This is a genomic window from Vibrio sp. HM8-C (assembly GCF_058630515.1).
In genome coordinates this window covers 353,408-369,508 of record NZ_JBMMKS010000001.1, presented here as the reverse complement: position 1 = coordinate 369,508, position 16,101 = coordinate 353,408, and the positions used below count along the sequence as shown (strand labels likewise).

General features: G+C 42.3%; 13 protein-coding genes. 1 reads left to right on the top strand and 12 read right to left on the bottom strand.

Annotated features, from left to right (window positions below):
- Positions 1-64: 64 nt before the first annotated feature.
- From lapB to tig, 12 genes are all read right to left on the bottom strand, one after another.
- Complete coding sequence (gene lapB, locus ACOSVQ_RS01690; protein WP_491980866.1) at positions 65-1,234, bottom strand: lipopolysaccharide assembly protein LapB; 1,170 nt, start codon at positions 1,232-1,234, stop codon at positions 65-67.
- A 12-nt stretch (positions 1,235-1,246) separates the two neighbouring features.
- Entirely contained in the window at positions 1,247-1,534 is a 288-nt protein-coding gene (locus ACOSVQ_RS01685; protein ID WP_491980865.1) for a LapA family protein, read from the bottom strand.
- Positions 1,535-1,667: 133 nt separating this feature from the next.
- Positions 1,668-1,946, bottom strand: coding sequence for an integration host factor subunit beta (gene ihfB / locus ACOSVQ_RS01680; RefSeq protein WP_491980864.1), 279 nt, complete (start codon positions 1,944-1,946; stop codon positions 1,668-1,670).
- 299 nt (positions 1,947-2,245) lie between these two features.
- Positions 2,246-3,916 (bottom strand): 30S ribosomal protein S1, encoded by a 1,671-nt coding sequence (rpsA, locus tag ACOSVQ_RS01675; protein ID WP_165310767.1) that lies wholly within the window; start codon positions 3,914-3,916, stop codon positions 2,246-2,248.
- Positions 3,917-4,021: 105 nt separating this feature from the next.
- A complete protein-coding gene (gene cmk / locus ACOSVQ_RS01670) occupies positions 4,022-4,702 on the bottom strand; it encodes a (d)CMP kinase (RefSeq protein ID WP_491980863.1) in 681 nt (226 codons plus the stop codon).
- 195 nt (positions 4,703-4,897) lie between these two features.
- Positions 4,898-5,212: a ComEA family DNA-binding protein gene (locus ACOSVQ_RS01665; protein ID WP_491980862.1), complete on the bottom strand. Its 315-nt coding sequence runs from the start codon at positions 5,210-5,212 to the stop codon at positions 4,898-4,900.
- A 145-nt stretch (positions 5,213-5,357) separates the two neighbouring features.
- Positions 5,358-7,217, bottom strand: a complete 1,860-nt coding sequence (gene ppiD, locus ACOSVQ_RS01660; protein WP_491980861.1) for a peptidylprolyl isomerase — start codon at positions 7,215-7,217, stop codon at positions 5,358-5,360.
- A 154-nt stretch (positions 7,218-7,371) separates the two neighbouring features.
- On the bottom strand, positions 7,372-7,644 hold the full coding sequence (locus ACOSVQ_RS01655; protein WP_042486811.1) for an HU family DNA-binding protein: 273 nt from the start codon (positions 7,642-7,644) through the stop codon (positions 7,372-7,374).
- A 192-nt stretch (positions 7,645-7,836) separates the two neighbouring features.
- Complete coding sequence (gene lon / locus ACOSVQ_RS01650; RefSeq protein ID WP_491980860.1) at positions 7,837-10,191, bottom strand: endopeptidase La; 2,355 nt, start codon at positions 10,189-10,191, stop codon at positions 7,837-7,839.
- A 149-nt stretch (positions 10,192-10,340) separates the two neighbouring features.
- Positions 10,341-11,621, bottom strand: coding sequence for an ATP-dependent protease ATP-binding subunit ClpX (clpX, locus tag ACOSVQ_RS01645; protein WP_491980859.1), 1,281 nt, complete (start codon positions 11,619-11,621; stop codon positions 10,341-10,343).
- Positions 11,622-11,704: 83 nt separating this feature from the next.
- Complete coding sequence (clpP, locus tag ACOSVQ_RS01640) at positions 11,705-12,331, bottom strand: ATP-dependent Clp endopeptidase proteolytic subunit ClpP (RefSeq protein WP_165310753.1); 627 nt, start codon at positions 12,329-12,331, stop codon at positions 11,705-11,707.
- A gap of 107 nt (positions 12,332-12,438) precedes the next feature.
- Complete coding sequence (tig, locus tag ACOSVQ_RS01635; protein WP_491980858.1) at positions 12,439-13,743, bottom strand: trigger factor; 1,305 nt, start codon at positions 13,741-13,743, stop codon at positions 12,439-12,441.
- A 522-nt stretch (positions 13,744-14,265) separates the two neighbouring features.
- Here tig and ACOSVQ_RS01630 point away from each other — a divergent pair.
- The gene (locus ACOSVQ_RS01630; protein ID WP_491981110.1) at positions 14,266-16,101 is read left to right on the top strand and encodes a sensor histidine kinase; all 1,836 of its coding nucleotides are present in this window, start codon (positions 14,266-14,268) and stop codon (positions 16,099-16,101) included.

Here is a 16,101-nt window from a genome sequence, read left to right as displayed (position 1 = left end):
GCTGATTTAGCTGCAAGTCTTAATTGTTATTCACCAACCAATCAATTGGCTGATAAAACTTATACTACTCTCCGTCCAAACCACGAATAGGTTTGACAGATCCCCACCCCTTACATGAAGGACAATGCCAATATAATGAATGAGAAGAAAACCCACATTTACGGCATCGGTAATGTGGTTTGACTTTCAACTGCTCGCCAACAAGCTTTTTAAGCGTAGACAAACTTGCTTTTGCTCGCCCCTCTTCAGCCTCAGCAATATGGTAATCGATCAAACGGTAAAAACCTTTCATAGTAGGATTTTTTACCAGTTGTCGCGTCAGTAATTCCTGTGCTGTTGCAACACCTTCGTGCTGTGCAACCAATTGAGCCAACATAAGTTCTGCAGATACACCGGCTTTATTTTCAATGCATTTGCGTAAGAACTCGACCAGTTCATGCTCTTGGCCTAGATGGTAATAGCACTCAGCAAGTGTTGGTAGTACTTCACCGATAAAATCGATATCTTGCTCAAGCACCATTTTCATGTAATGAATTGTCTGCTTATAGTCTTCACTTTCTAAAAAAGACTTTCCAAGAGCGATACTTGCCCTTACACACTTCGGATCTTCTGACAGGGCCCTTTTAAACAATTGAATACTTTTGCTATCGCTGCCGTTCGCTTTCTCTTGCATCGCCAACTCACAGAGAAAGTGAGCAATGCTACTTCTCATGCGTTTGCGACCCATTTTGACCAAAGCGGAAGCGCACTCAATAGCTTTATGCCATTCTCTTGTTTGTTGATAAATGGATGTTAGTTGCTGTAAAGCAGACTCTCTATGTTCTGGCTCATCTACAAGCTGTTCGAAAATCTTTTCCGCTCGGTCAAGGAAACCTGAGACCATGTAGTCTTTAGCCAATTGCTGAAGAGCTAAGTTTTTTTGGTCTATAGTCAAACCAGATCGAGAAATGAGGTTTTGGTGAATACGTATCGCTCGGTCAACCTCTCCTCTTGAACGGAACAAGTTACCCAAAGCAAGGTGAGTATCAATAGTTTCGTTGTCTACTTGAAGAAGTTCAATAAAGTGATCGACCGCTTTATCTGATTGATCAGAAAGCAGTAGGTTTAAACCCGTGACATATTGACGTGAAATTTGGTGTGAATGCTTCTGCTTGTCATGTTGGGCACTACGATTACCCATATACCAACCGTAAGCGGCAGCAATTGGCAATAACAAGAAGAGAATTTCTAACATCTAAAAACAGCCTTATCCAATATTAACTCTGTTTTCGGATGGTTCTTTGTTAACTGGAGTGGCCTTCTTAAGCTGCTTATTCAATTTGCGCACTTTCAATTGTGATTTTAGATGCAAGCTGCCAAAGATAACCCAAGCAAGAACAAAACCTGATACAAATACAGAACCGAGAAGCGTAGATAGATGAAATTCTCCCTGAGCAATTAGATAATTGAAAGTCACTACTTCTTGGTTTTGAGAACCTAAAGCAAGTGCAATCAAAAAGAGAGCGAGTACCACAACGATTTTTATAATTTTCATAGTCCATCACCTATCCATAAATCGGCTTTACTGATTATGCAGGAAAATCCCCTGACAAACCATGTCTATATATCATAAAAAAGCGGCACACCTTGTCGGTATGCCGCCTATTTAATCAATCTGTATGCTGAGATTAGCCGTTCACTCGCTCACGCAATTCTTTACCAGGTTTGAAGTGAGGTACGTATTTACCTTCCAACTCAACTTTATCACCTGTCTTAGGATTACGGCCGACACGCGGTTCACGATAGTGAAGAGAGAAACTACCGAAACCACGAATTTCGATGCGATCTCCACTCTCAAGAGTGTTGGCCATATGCTCAAGAATATCTTTTACCGCATCTTCGATTTCTTTTGCCGACAGATGTGTTTGCTCAGCACAGAGCCTTTCGATCAATTCAGACTTAGTCATAATTTCCCTCATAGATTTTTTATTACTCATTATAGTAAGTAATATCAATTCCAACAAACACTTACTTAGTATTGTAGAAAATGATCTTGCAAAACACCTAATAGTTTTTCTAAAGATCTTCTGTTTATTTAATAAAACATTAGCTCAATTAGCTTTGAACTGCGCTTTAGGTGCACTCTTTTTATAAAATAGACCACTAACTGCAATCTGTTCAGCAAGTTAAATACTCAAAAAACGAATATGATAATAAAAAAGCAAAAAAAAGGAGCCTTACGGCTCCTTCTTATTAGCGATAGCTATTATTCGCCTTTAGCAGCTTTGAAAGCGTCTGCCATTGCGTTACCGAAAGAAGCACCATCTTCTTGGTTGATAGAAGCCATTGCTTCTTGCTCTTCAGCTTCATCTTTAGCTTTGATAGATAGGTTGATTACGCGGTTTTTACGGTCAACGCCAGTAAATTTCGCTTCAACGCTGTCACCAACGCTTAAGATTAGAGTTGCGTCTTCTACGCGGTCACGAGCAACTTCAGAAGCGCGGATGTAACCTTCTACACCTTCTTCTAGCTCGATAGTTGCGCCTTTAGCGTCAACTGCAGTAACAGTACCGTTAACTAGAGCACCTTTCTTGTTGTCAGCTACATAAGCATTGAATGGGTCGTTTTCCATTTGCTTAACGCCTAGAGAGATACGCTCACGCTCTGCGTCTACTGCTAGAACAACTGCAGAGATCTCGTCGCCTTTCTTGTACTCGCGTACAGCTTCTTCTCCAGGAACGTTCCAAGAGATGTCAGATAGGTGAACTAGACCGTCGATGCCGCCGTCAAGACCGATGAAGATACCGAAGTCAGTGATTGACTTGATCTTACCAGTAACTTTATCGCCTTTAGCTTGCGCTTCAGCGAATGACTGCCATGGGTTAGCTTTACACTGTTTTAGACCTAGAGAGATACGACGACGTTCTTCGTCGATATCAAGAACCATAACCTCAACTTCGTCGCCAACATTAACAACTTTAGATGGGTGGATGTTCTTGTTAGTCCAATCCATTTCTGAAACGTGTACTAGACCTTCAACGCCTTCTTCGATTTCAACGAAGCAGCCGTAGTCAGTTAGGTTAGTTACGCGACCAGATAGCTTGTGACCTTCTGGGTAACGCTTAGCGATTGCTACCCATGGATCTTCGCCTAGTTGCTTAAGACCTAGTGATACACGAGTGCGGTCACGGTCGAACTTAAGAACTTTAACTAGGATTTCGTCACCAACGTTAACGATTTCTGATGGGTGCTTAACGCGTTTCCAAGCCATATCAGTGATATGTAGAAGACCGTCAACACCACCAAGGTCAACGAATGCACCGTAGTCAGTAAGGTTCTTAACGATACCTTTAACTTCAGTACCTTCTTGTAGAGTTTCAAGAAGTTCGTCACGCTCAACGCTGCTTTCTGATTCGATAACAGCACGACGAGAAACAACTACGTTGTTACGTTTCTGGTCTAGCTTGATAACTTTGAACTCTAGCTCTTTGTTTTCTAGGTGAGCAGTGTCACGGATTGGACGTACGTCTACTAGAGAGCCAGGAAGGAATGCACGGATACCGTTTAGTTCAACAGTGAAACCGCCTTTAACTTTACCATTGATGATACCAACAACAGTTTCAGCTTCTTCGTATGCTTTCTCAAGAACGATCCATGATTCGTGACGCTTAGCTTTCTCACGAGAAAGTTGAGTTTCACCGAAACCGTCTTCAACAGCGTCTAGAGCAACATCTACTTGAGAACCAACTTCAACTTCAAGTTCGCCAGCAGCGTTCTTGAATTGTTCAGCAGGGATAGCAGACTCAGACTTAAGACCAGCATCTACAAGAACGTAACCGTTCTCGATAGCTACTACAGTACCTTTAACGATACTACCTTGTTGGAATTCAGTTTCATTTAGGAACTCTTCAAAGAGTTGAGCAAAAGATTCAGTCATTTATTTAATCTTCAATAATTAAACGTCCACGGGCATCCTACCGCATGGGGGTTATTAAATTCGCCGGTCATCATCCTTGCAACCAACGCTCTTAGCTGACGTGGTTTATTCCGCCAACTTCGATTCGATATATTGTAGTGCTTTTTCCACGACTTCGTCGATAGACATTTCGGTCGAATCTAGCACTAGCGCATCCTCAGCAGGGCGTAATGGAGCCACTGGGCGGTTACGATCTCGGTCGTCACGCTCTTGGATTTCGCTTAAAAGGGCGTCAAATTTAACATCAAGCCCTTTCAGTTGCAACTGCTTGAATCGTCTACGAGCTCTTTCTTCAGCACTTGCGTCTAAGAATATCTTCGCTTCCGCCGTTGGGAAAACAACAGTTCCCATGTCACGACCATCAGCGACTAAGCCTTTACCTTCTGCGAATGCACGTTGACGACGTAGAAGAGCTTCACGTACTCGTGGTTGTGCAGCTACTTTAGAAGCAGCCATACCGGTGTCTTCTTTGCGTAATTCTTTCGAGACGTCTTCACCTTCAAGGATAACTTTTACTAAGTCACCTTCAGCGATAAATTGAACATCTAAATGCATAGCCAATGGCACTAACGCGTCTTCGGACTCTAGGTCAACACCATGATGGATAGCAGCCAGTGCTAACACACGATAAATAGCGCCTGAGTCTAAAAGATGAAAACCGAGTTTATTTGCTAATAGCATGCAAAGCGTACCTTTACCTGCTCCGCTTGGACCATCTACGGTAATCACCGGTGTGTGTGAGGGCATGTTTTACTCCACTTATTTTTATTCATGGATAGAGAATATCCACGTTTCACCGGCGAAAAATTATAGTGGGAATAGAGCGAAGGCGCTAGGAAGGATTTCTATATATCGTGTTTTATTCTACAAAGTTGCTTTTTGCCGAATGGAAAATAAAGGCTCAAGTAGAGACTTGAGCCAAATTGACTGTGTGAATAGTCTTTATAATTGGATTCGGTCTTCGTTTTTCTTAACCGTTGAAACCCCAATCCCTTTGACTTTTGTAAGGTCCTCTTTAGCGGTAAACGCACCATGTTGAGATCGGTAATCAACTATTGCCTGTGCTTTCTTCAAGCCAATACCTAATAGCAGAGTCGAAATTTCTTCAGCTGATGCCGTATTGACATTAACTGTAATGACTATACCGTCTGCTGCAGTTTCTTGGCTTTTCACATTGTCCTCTGCTATTACATGAGCAGTTGGTAACAACAAAGCCAACGAAAAAGCCAAAATCCATTTTTTTGCTAGTACAAACATTTTCTCCATTTTTTGCTCTCACTTTTGATTAAGTGAGAAGTATCTTAGACCTGTAAAAAGATAATTAAGATGGCACTTTGAATAAAATAAAAGGGGCTACAATCGCAGCCCCTTTTGTTAAACATATCAATTACATTTCTGTCAGCTATTGGCTCACAGCGTAATATTCGATGTCAGTGTTCGCTCTTAGTACAGATAGAACACCAGCAATATCCTGTTGTACAGCAATGCGAGACAGTTGAGCACCAATTTGATTTTGATACTGAGGCTCTATTTTAGCTTCAACCTTACTTAGCTCGATTAAAACAATATTGCCGTCTAAGTCTTTAGCTTGACCATATACCACTTGCTCAGCTGCAGGCTTAGGCATTGAGTAAACAGTCTGTGCCAATGGTGAACCACGGTCGACCGTTTCTAACTCGCCAAATGCCAACTTATTTTCTTCCAGAAGAGATTGATCACCTTGTTTCAGGCCAGCGATTAATTTGTCACCTAACTCAAGAGCTTGCTGCTCGCCTTTCACTTTAGATAAATGAGCGACTACTTGGTCTTTGACTTCTTCTAGAGGTAAAACCATTTCAGGGCGGGTTTCGTCAACACGTACAACTACAACATGCTCTGGTGCAACTTCGATCACCGATGAGTTCAAACCGTCTTCTTTCACTTCTGGAGACTGAATTGCTTGCTGAACAGCTGCATTTTGAAGAGTTTCTGGTGTATCTGATTGAGAAACAAAATCAGTTTTCACAACTTGAGCAGAAATAGCTTTAGCAGCTTCATCTAAAGAATCTGGGTATTCAAACGCAACTTTTTCGAGCTCAGTTTGCAATTCGTAGAAAGTATCTACCGCTTTTTGCGAAGCTAACTCAGTTTTAATCTCTTCAGCCACTTCTTCTAAAGGTTTTGCTATAGAAGCTTTTATTCCATCAAGCTTGATGATGTGATAACCAAAATCAGACTTAACAAGACCTGATACATCTCCAACTGAAGCTAAGCTAAAGGCTGCTGCCTCGAAAGCAGGATCCATAGTGTCGTGTTCGATCCAACCTAGAGAACCGCCAATTTCCGAGCTACCAATGTCTTCAGATTTTTCTTCTGCAAGTTTAGCGAAATCTGTACCTGCATTTAATTCATCAAGAATGGCTTGAGCTTTTGCTTCGTCATCGCCTTGAACAAGGATATGGCTAACTTCACGTTGCTCAGCAGTTGAATATTTATCCAAGTGTTCTTGATAGTAAGCTTTCACTTGCTCATCACTGATGGTCACTTGCTCAGCCAATTTCTCTGCTGAAAGCTCGATATAAGATACTTTAACTTGTTCTGGGCGAGTGTAGCGTTCAGTATTTTCAGAGTAATACTTCTGAGCATCTTCATCGCTTACAATTGCATTGTTTGCAAAATCTTTAAGAGACAATGTAACGGTGCGAATATCACGAGTTTGCGCAATTAATGCACTTTGTGCATCAATTTCACCTTGAAGGGTGAATTCACTACCTTGCAGTGCTGACGTCAACTGACTACGCAGTAAATCACGACGAAGGTATTCAGCAAAAGATTCAGCCGTAAAGCCAGCACGACGTAGTGCAGCTTGATAGATGTCTTGGTCAAACTTACCTTCAGATTGGAACTGAGGCATTTCTAGAATCAGTTTACGCACTTGTGAATCGCTGATTCGAAGACCTAGAGAATTCGCATGCTGCTCAATGAGGACATCGTTAATCATGCGATCTAAAACAGATTTACGGAAAGAAGCAACGTACGCTGGATCTGCTAGCAAGTTAGCAAAATAGTCACCCATTTGAGATTGCATACGGTTTCTTTCGTTTTGGTAAGCTTGTTCGAACTGACCACGATCGATCTCAACGTTGCCTACTTTAGCCGCCGCGTTATTACTGCCACTGACTAGGTAGCTACCTACCCCTGCGAAGATAAAAGAAAGGATGATTAGTCCTAGGATAATTTTTACCGCGATGCTGTTAACACCCTCGCGTAATCGATCCATCATAGTTTTACTGCTCTCCGGATTTGAAGTTCATACTTCAGCCAAAAATGAATAGCGCGATAATATCAGAAAAAGAAATGCGCATCAGTAGGATGCGCATAATTAAAAAAGGTTCGAATAAATTTTGCCGCATGCAGCAAAAAGTCATTCTAAGAAATTAGTTGCAAGCGTCTTTCAGTGCTTTACCAGCTTTGAATGCAGGAACTTTAGCTTCTGCGATTTGGATTTCTTCACCAGTTTTTGGGTTACGACCAGTGCGAGCTGCACGAGTGCGAACTTGGAAAGTACCAAAGCCAACTAGAGCTACTTGGTCGCCAGACTGAAGAGTATCGCTCACTGCTTCGATAAATGCGTCTAGAGCACGACCAGCTGAAGCTTTTGATAGATCAGCGTTAGCTGCGATTTTTTCTACTAATTGTGTTTTATTCACTGTGATTCCCCTTTGGTCGCCAATTTATTATTTTGTTCGGCGCCTATTCGTTCCATTGATGTTTAAAGATAACCTAAAGCCTTGTTACAACTGGGCTGAAAGCTATAGTGAATAACGGTAGCCTCCAAAAAAAACGCTGACAAGCCCTTTTTGAGCCTATCAGCGTAATCTTTTACTTATTTTTGCTGCACATCACTCTTTTACGGCTTCAAACACCACGCCAGTCGGGTCATTTTCTAGTGCAACCTTTAAAACTTCGTCAATCCAGCGTACTGGAATCACTTTAAGATCAGCGATTACGTTATCTGGAATCTCTTCCAAATCACGCTCATTATCCTTTGGAATTAGCGCAGTTTTAATACCACCACGATGAGCTGCTAGCAGTTTTTCTTTCAATCCACCGATAGGTAAAACTTCACCACGAAGTGTAATTTCACCCGTCATTGCAACATCTGCTCTTACAGGGTTACCAGTTAAACAAGAAACTAAAGCGGTACACATAGCAGTACCAGCACTTGGACCGTCTTTCGGTGTTGCACCTTCTGGTACGTGAACATGGATATCACGTTTTTCGTAGAAATCAGGGTTAATACCTAATTTTTCGGCACGAGAACGAACCACGGTCATCGCAGCTTGGATAGATTCCTGCATCACTTCGCCCAAAGAACCAGTCTGAGTAAGCTTACCTTTACCAGGCATTGATTGAGCTTCAATGGTTAGCAGATCACCGCCAACTTCTGTCCAAGCTAAGCCTGTAACTTGACCTATACGGTTGTGCTCATCCGCTTTACCAAAGTCAAAGCGTTGTACACCAAGGTATTCTTTAAGATTTTCTTGATTCACCGTAACGTGCTTAACGTCTTTGTTGAGCAGAATATTCTTCACGGCTTTACGGCAGATTTTGGATATTTCGCGTTCTAGACTACGAACACCCGCTTCACGAGTGTAGTAGCGAATCACGCCAATAATTGCTGAATCTTCAATCGTAATTTCAGAAGGCTTCAAGCCATTGCGTTCAATTTGCTTTTCAACTAAGTGACTCTTTGCAATATTCAGTTTTTCGTCTTCGGTATAACCCGATAGACGGATCACTTCCATACGGTCTAACAACGGACCCGGTATGTTCATTGAGTTCGATGTTGCTACGAACATAACATCAGACAAATCGTAATCCACTTCTAAGTAGTGGTCGTTGAATGAGTTGTTCTGCTCTGGATCTAGTACTTCCAACAAAGCAGAAGCTGGATCACCACGCATGTCCGATGCCATCTTATCGATTTCATCCAATAGGAATAGCGGGTTTTTCACTCCAACTTTTGACATTTTTTGGATCAGCTTACCCGGTAAAGAACCGATGTAAGTACGACGGTGGCCACGAATTTCAGCTTCATCACGAACACCACCCAAGGCCATACGAGTGTACTTACGACCTGTCGCAGCAGCAATTGAGCGACCTAACGACGTTTTACCCACACCCGGAGGACCAACCAAGCAAAGAATCGGACCTTTTAGCTTACTAATACGACTTTGAACTGCCAAATATTCCAGAATGCGTTCTTTCACACGCTCTAAGCCATAGTGGTCAGCGTTTAGGATTTCTTCTGCTTTCGCTAGGTCACGTTTAACTTTTGAACGCTTAGTCCAAGGAACATTAATCATCCAATCAATATAGCTGCGAACCACTGTTGCTTCGGCTGACATCGGAGACATCATTTTAAGCTTCTGAAGTTCTTGCTCAGTTTTTTCACGCGCTTCGGCAGGCATTTTTGAATCATCGATTTTCTGTTTTAGAACTTCGAACTCATCGACACCATCTTCTGTCTCGCCCAGCTCTTTCTGAATCGCTTTCATTTGCTCATTCAGATAGTACTCACGTTGAGATTTTTCCATCTGCTTTTTAACGCGAGTGCGAATGCGTTTTTCGACTTGAAGCAAATCGATTTCAGATTCCATTTGCCCCATTAAGAACTCTAAACGTTCAGCAACATCTAGAATCTCAAGCACTTTTTGCTTGTCGGCCAACTTGAGTGGCATATGGGCAGCAATGGTATCCGCTAGACGTGCAGCTTCATCAATCCCATTCAGTGAAGTCAAAACTTCAGGCGGAATCTTTTTATTCAGTTTGATGAATCCATCGAACTGGTTGATAGCACTACGTACTATAACTTCCTGTTCTTTGTCATCTAATTCAGGAGTGATCAGGAATTCAGCGCTCGCAGAGAAGAACTCACCTTCATGAAACTCATTAATTTTCGCTCGTTGTTGACCTTCAACTAACACCTTCACAGTGCCATCAGGTAACTTTAGCAATTGCAGAATTGTTGCAACCGTACCTACTTCGAATAAGTCCGAAATAGTAGGTTCATCCGTTTCGGCCTGCTTCTGTGCAACCAGAAGAACTTGTTTGTTGTTATCCATTGCCGCTTCTAGGCACTGAATAGATTTCTCACGACCAACAAACAAAGGGATCACCATATGTGGGTATACAACCACATCACGCAAAGGTAGTACGGGGATCTCTATACGCTCGGAACGCTCCAAGTTCATATTATTCTCTCTTCCGCTTTGATATATATGGGAGTATATGGGGGCTAACTAACTGGATTCAATAACAGAATAAAAAAAAGGAGGTAATGCATACCTCCTTTGATTATTTATTAGCTTTTACTGGCTTACGGACGCCAATAGAATTTTATTTACTCTGCGCCTGCCGCTTGGCTTTCGTTGCCAGAGAAAATCATTAATGGCTCAGATTCGCCATTGATAACTGACTCATCAATAACTACTTTTTCAACGTCAGACATCGAAGGTAGTTCGTACATGGTCTCAAGCAATACGCTTTCAAGAATTGAACGTAAACCACGAGCGCCTGTTTTACGAGCCATCGCTTTCGCCGCAATCGCACGCAGTGCATCTTCACGGAACTCAAGATCCACATCTTCAAGTTCGAAAAGCGCCGCATACTGTTTAGTCAATGCGTTCTTTGGTTCGCAAAGGATCTGAATCAGAGCTTGCTCATCAAGTTCAGTCAACGTTGCAGTTACTGGTAGACGACCAATGAATTCTGGAATTAGGCCATACTTCACTAAATCTTCCGGTTCTACTTGAGTGAACAATTCACCAACCGTTCTGTTTTGATCTTTAGAACGAACTTCAGCTCCAAAACCAATACCAGTACCAGTTGCAACACGTTGTTCAATCACTTTATCTAGGCCTGCAAACGCACCACCACAGATAAACAAGATTTTAGAAGTGTCTACTTGTAAGAACTCTTGTTGAGGATGCTTACGACCACCTTGTGGTGGAACCGATGCAATAGTACCTTCAACCAGTTTCAATAGTGCTTGTTGTACGCCTTCACCTGACACATCTCGTGTAATAGATGGGTTTTCAGATTTACGAGAAATCTTATCGATTTCATCGATATAGACGATACCGCGCTCAGCTTTTGCTACATCGTAATCACACTTCTGAAGCAGTTTCTGGATGATGTTTTCAACGTCTTCACCAACATAGCCTGCTTCTGTTAGCGTTGTAGCATCAGCCATCGTAAATGGTACATCTAGGAAACGCGCAAGTGTTTCTGCAAGTAGCGTTTTACCACTACCGGTTGGACCAATAAGCAAAATATTACTTTTACCTAGCTCAACACCATCACTTGTCGTATCACCATTACGTAAACGCTTATAGTGGTTATATACCGCAACAGCGAGCACTTTTTTAGCGTGTTCTTGGCCAATTACATAGTCGTCAAGATGTGCACGAATTTCACGAGGCGCAGGCAATGCTGACGACTCTTTCTTAGGTAGTACATCTTTAATCTCTTCGCGAATAATGTCGTTACATAGATCAACACATTCGTCACAGATATACACAGAAGGACCTGCAATTAGCTTGCGAACTTCGTGCTGGCTTTTGCCACAGAAAGAGCAGTACAGCAGTTTACTACTACCACCCTCTTTGCTTTTATCTGTCATTCGCTAACCTCTTAGCCTTTACTCTTTATGGTTTGAGTGTATAACAATTTCTTTTAAATTGCGTTAAACAATTACCAGAACTGTTACTCTCCGCGGTGGGTCAATACTGAGTCCACCAAACCGTATTCCACTGCTTGTTCAGCTGACATGAAATTGTCACGGTCAGTATCACGCTCAATGATTTCAAGCGGTTGACCTGTATGCTCTGCCAACAAGCGGTTTAATTTATTCTTAATAGTTAGAATTTCTTGCGCGTGAATTTGGATGTCCGAAGCTTGGCCTTGGAATCCACCTAGTGGTTGGTGAATCATTACGCGCGAGTTTGGTAGAACATAACGTTTACCAGGTGCGCCACCAGCTAGTAAGAATGCGCCCATAGAACATGCTTGTCCCATACACACTGTGCTCACATTTGGCTTAATAAACTGCATGGTGTCATAAATAGACATACCAGCTGTCACACTGCCACCCGGAGAGTTGATGTATAAGAAAATATCTTTGTCTGGGTTTTCAGATTCTAAGAAAAGCAGCTGAGCCACGACAAGGTTTGCCATGTGGTCTTCTACCTGACCCGTTAAGAAAATAACTCGCTCTTTTAAAAGACGTGAATAAATATCGTATGAACGCTCGCCACGGGAAGTTTGTTCAACCACCATGGGTACTAGCGCATCAATAATCGGCGACATTGCGTTTTTTTCTTGGTAGCTCATAGTCTTAATATCCCTAAAAATAAATGGCCCGGATGATGAATATCATACGGACCATTGTTAGCAGAAGAGTTGACGTGAAGTCAACCTTCTACGCTATAGATTGCTTATTAAGCAGCAACTTGAGGGTTCATTAGCTCGTTAAAGCTAATTGCTTTCTCTGTAACTGTTGCTTTAGCAATGATCGCGTCAATCGCTTGTTCTTCTAGAGCTACGTTGCGCATGTTGTTCATCATTTGCTCGTTTTGCTCGTAGTAAGAGATAACTTCAGCTGGATCTTCGTAAGCTGTTGCCATTTCTTCGATAAGTGCTTTCACTTTGCCTTCGTCAGCTTTTAGTTCTTCAGTCTTGATAACTTCACCTAGAAGTAGACCTACAACTACGCGACGTTTAGCTTGCTCTTCGAACATTTCACGTGGAAGTTGGTTTGCAGCTTCGATGTTGCCACCAAAACGTTGTGCAGCTTGTTGACGTAGTACGTCGATTTCTTGATCTACAAGAGCTGCTGGAACGTCGATTGCGTTCTCTTTCACAAGACCTTCAATCGCTTGCTCTTTGATGCGAGCTTTGATTGCTTGTTTAAGTTCACGTTCCATGTTCTTACGAACTTCAGCTTTAAGTGCGTCAACACCGCCTTCAGTTACACCGAACTTAGCAACGAACTCTTCGTTTAGTTCTGGTAGTTGGCGAGCTTCTACTTTGTTCACTTTGATAGCGAACTTAGCTGCTTTACCTTTTAGGTTTTCAGCGTGGTACTCTTCTGGGAAGTTCACGTCGATTTCGAATTCCATGCCTTTAGTTTTGCCAACGATACCGTCTTCAAAACCAGGAATCATACGACCTGCACCCATTTCTAGAGGGAAGTTTTCAGCTTTACCGCCTTCGAATTCAACACCGTCGATAGAACCAACGAAGTCGATAGAAACGCGCTTACCGTTGTCAGCAGCTTCTTCTACTTCAGTCCAAGTAGATTGTTGCTTACGTAGAGTTTCTAGCATCTCTTCAACGTCAGAGTCTTGAACTACTGCTGCAGGTTTTTCTACAGTGATGTTTGATAGACCTTTAAGTTCAACTTCTGGGTAAACTTCGAAAGTTGCAGTGAATACTAGGTCTGCGCCTTCTTTAATTTCTACTGGTGCGAAAGTTGGTGCGCCAGCTGGGTTGATTTTCTCTTTTACGATTGCTTCGATGAAGTGACGTTGCATAACTTCACCAAGAATGTCTTGACGTACTGCTTTGCCGTACATTTGCGCAACCATCTTCATCGGTACTTTACCTTTACGGAAACCGTCGAAACGACGATTTTTCGCGATGTTGCGTAGTTCAGCTGCTACTGCATCTTCGATGTTTGCAGCAGGAACAGTAATATTCAAACGGCGCTCTAGGCCTTCTAGCGTTTCAACAGTAACTTGCATTGTATTTAAACCTCAAAACTGGCTCAGCATTCCTGAGCATCATGAGCCAACATCTCTGTTTGGCTTCATCCTTATCTTGTGCTCGGTAGAACACTAACTGTAAATATTGAGCATCGATACTCTCAGTGAAATTCACCTAAATATCGAACTAATGAGTGACATCTTTGGTCGATTTGCGCCGAATAAAGGTATCTCTGATTAGCCTCAGGACTAAAAATTAGACGCGATATACTACCGATCTCAGCTTTAGCTGTCGAGCTAATACCCGGCAAGAAAAAGCCAATGTCCTAAAAAACTCTTTGACTGCTAAAAAAACCATCAATTGATGGATCTCTTGATGGCTTTGAAATGGGGACAATATAGGCTTTTTCAAGAGAATCGAGGGATTTTTTTCCCCAAATAATCAAAAAGAGATCTGGCTCTTGTTTTGTCTCCCATATTCGATATGTTTTTAAACAGATAAATTGAAGTTCCCAGTATCATGATCGACGAGATAAACGAGGAACGAAAACTATGACAAGGATGCTGTCTGTACGCCAACTCTCAGTATTGTTTTTGATCATTTATATTGTCATCGCGGCCATGGCTGCGCATTTGGTTTGGCGCTATAGCTACCAGTCATTGTTGATTGAGCAACAGTCCGAACTGGAGCGTTTCTCTAGCCACATATCCGCCAAACTCGATAAATACGCCCACATCCCTCGCCTCTTATCTAAAGATAAAGAATTGGTGGATGCACTTAGTCATCCCGAAAACACGGCACAAATTGATTTAACCAACCGCTACTTAGAACAAGTAAACGAAGTGATTCAGGCAGCCGATACTTATTTGCTCGATGGTATTGGCAATACCATCGCTTCCAGCAACTGGAATCTTGACCGTTCCTTTATCGGGCGTAACTTCGCATGGCGTCCATACTTCTACGACGCGATTTCGGGTAAAAAGAGTCAATACTTTGCTCTGGGCTCAACATCTGGGCAAAGAGGTTATTACTATGCCTATCCCGTTATCTACGCTGCTGAAGTGATTGGTGTTGTGGTCGTAAAGATGGATCTCTCCGCGATCGAGGAAAACTGGCAAAGCAAGAACAGTTATTTTGTCGCGACCGATGATAACAATATCGTGTTCATGTCTAGCCGACCGGATTGGCTATTCCATAGCGTGTCTGAACTGAGTGAAGAAGCGCGAAAAAAGGTGCAAGATACCCGCCAGTATCTCGACAGTACCATTCCATCTTTAGATTTCTACGGTGATGTTGATATTGCCGAGACCGAATGGGTTAAACCTAATGAGGGTTGGATCAAAGATGACTACATAGTTTCAACCAACAAACTGGATAATCTCGCGCTCAACATTCACGTGTTGTCACCTAAAGTGAATGTGTTCTGGGATACCTTTGGTTTCCTCATCATCCTTACTATGATTTTCGCCATTATTTATCTTGCCTTTCTGCTGCTACATCACAGACAAGTTCGGCAACGGCAGATCGAGCGATTACAAGCGGAAGCAAAGCAAAAGCTTGAGTTCCTAGTGATGGAAAGAACTGCAAAGCTGCACGTTGAAATCGGTGAAAGAATCAAGACAGAACATGTGTTAAGGCAGACCCAAAACGAGCTGATACAAGCGGCGAAACTGGCAGTTCTAGGCCAAATGTCAGCAAGCATAAGCCATGAACTAAACAACCCTTTAGCAGCGATACGCAGCTTTGCTGACAATGGCAGGCGTTTTCTTGCTAATGGCAAACCTGAACGTACTGACGAAAATCTGGAACGTATTTCTGCACTTACCGTTCGCATGGCAAAAATCAGTGAACAGCTCAAATCCTTTGCCAGAAAAACAGAAAGCGATGAACACGTAGAAGCACAGTTGCTACCTTTGATTATCAATGCCAAAGAACTGATGCAACCTCAGTTTAAATCTCATTACATAGAGTTTGAAATTCAAGCTCCAGAAGCACCAGTTCGCTGCAGTATTAATCCAATTCAGTTAGAGCAGGTCATCATTAACTTGTTGACCAATGCGATGCAGGCAGTTGATGAGCAGGAGATTAAGAAAGTGGTTCTTACTTTAGAAGAACAACCAGAACATATCTCGATACATGTCGACGACACAGGTGTGGGTCTTAATTTGGAACAGATGAAGAATCTGTTCGAACCTTTCTATACCACGAAGAAAAACGGTTTGGGCTTGGGGTTATCTATATCCCAACAAATCATGCATAGCATGGGTGGGGATTTAACCGCCCACTCTTCTCCACTCGGGGGGGCAAGATTCACTATTATTCTTAATAAAAACAAACCTGTTCTTAATAAAAATCAGACGAGTCTAGAACAAACCCAAGTCAGCTCAGAATTATAA

Coding starts and splice junctions, on each gene's coding strand:
- tig (WP_491980858.1), bottom strand. CDS start 13,743: ATGCAAGTTACTGTTGAAACGCTAGAAGGCCTAGAGCGCCGTTTGAAT.
- lapB (WP_491980866.1), bottom strand. CDS start 1,234: ATGTTAGAAATTCTCTTCTTGTTATTGCCAATTGCTGCCGCTTACGGT.
- cmk (WP_491980863.1), bottom strand. CDS start 4,702: ATGCCCTCACACACACCGGTGATTACCGTAGATGGTCCAAGCGGAGCA.
- rpsA (WP_165310767.1), bottom strand. CDS start 3,916: ATGACTGAATCTTTTGCTCAACTCTTTGAAGAGTTCCTAAATGAAACT.
- ACOSVQ_RS01630 (WP_491981110.1), top strand. CDS start 14,266: ATGCTGTCTGTACGCCAACTCTCAGTATTGTTTTTGATCATTTATATT.
- lon (WP_491980860.1), bottom strand. CDS start 10,191: ATGAACTTGGAGCGTTCCGAGCGTATAGAGATCCCCGTACTACCTTTG.
- ppiD (WP_491980861.1), bottom strand. CDS start 7,217: ATGATGGATCGATTACGCGAGGGTGTTAACAGCATCGCGGTAAAAATT.
- ihfB (WP_491980864.1), bottom strand. CDS start 1,946: ATGACTAAGTCTGAATTGATCGAAAGGCTCTGTGCTGAGCAAACACAT.
- ACOSVQ_RS01685 (WP_491980865.1), bottom strand. CDS start 1,534: ATGAAAATTATAAAAATCGTTGTGGTACTCGCTCTCTTTTTGATTGCA.
- clpP (WP_165310753.1), bottom strand. CDS start 12,331: ATGAGCTACCAAGAAAAAAACGCAATGTCGCCGATTATTGATGCGCTA.
- ACOSVQ_RS01665 (WP_491980862.1), bottom strand. CDS start 5,212: ATGTTTGTACTAGCAAAAAAATGGATTTTGGCTTTTTCGTTGGCTTTG.
- clpX (WP_491980859.1), bottom strand. CDS start 11,621: ATGACAGATAAAAGCAAAGAGGGTGGTAGTAGTAAACTGCTGTACTGC.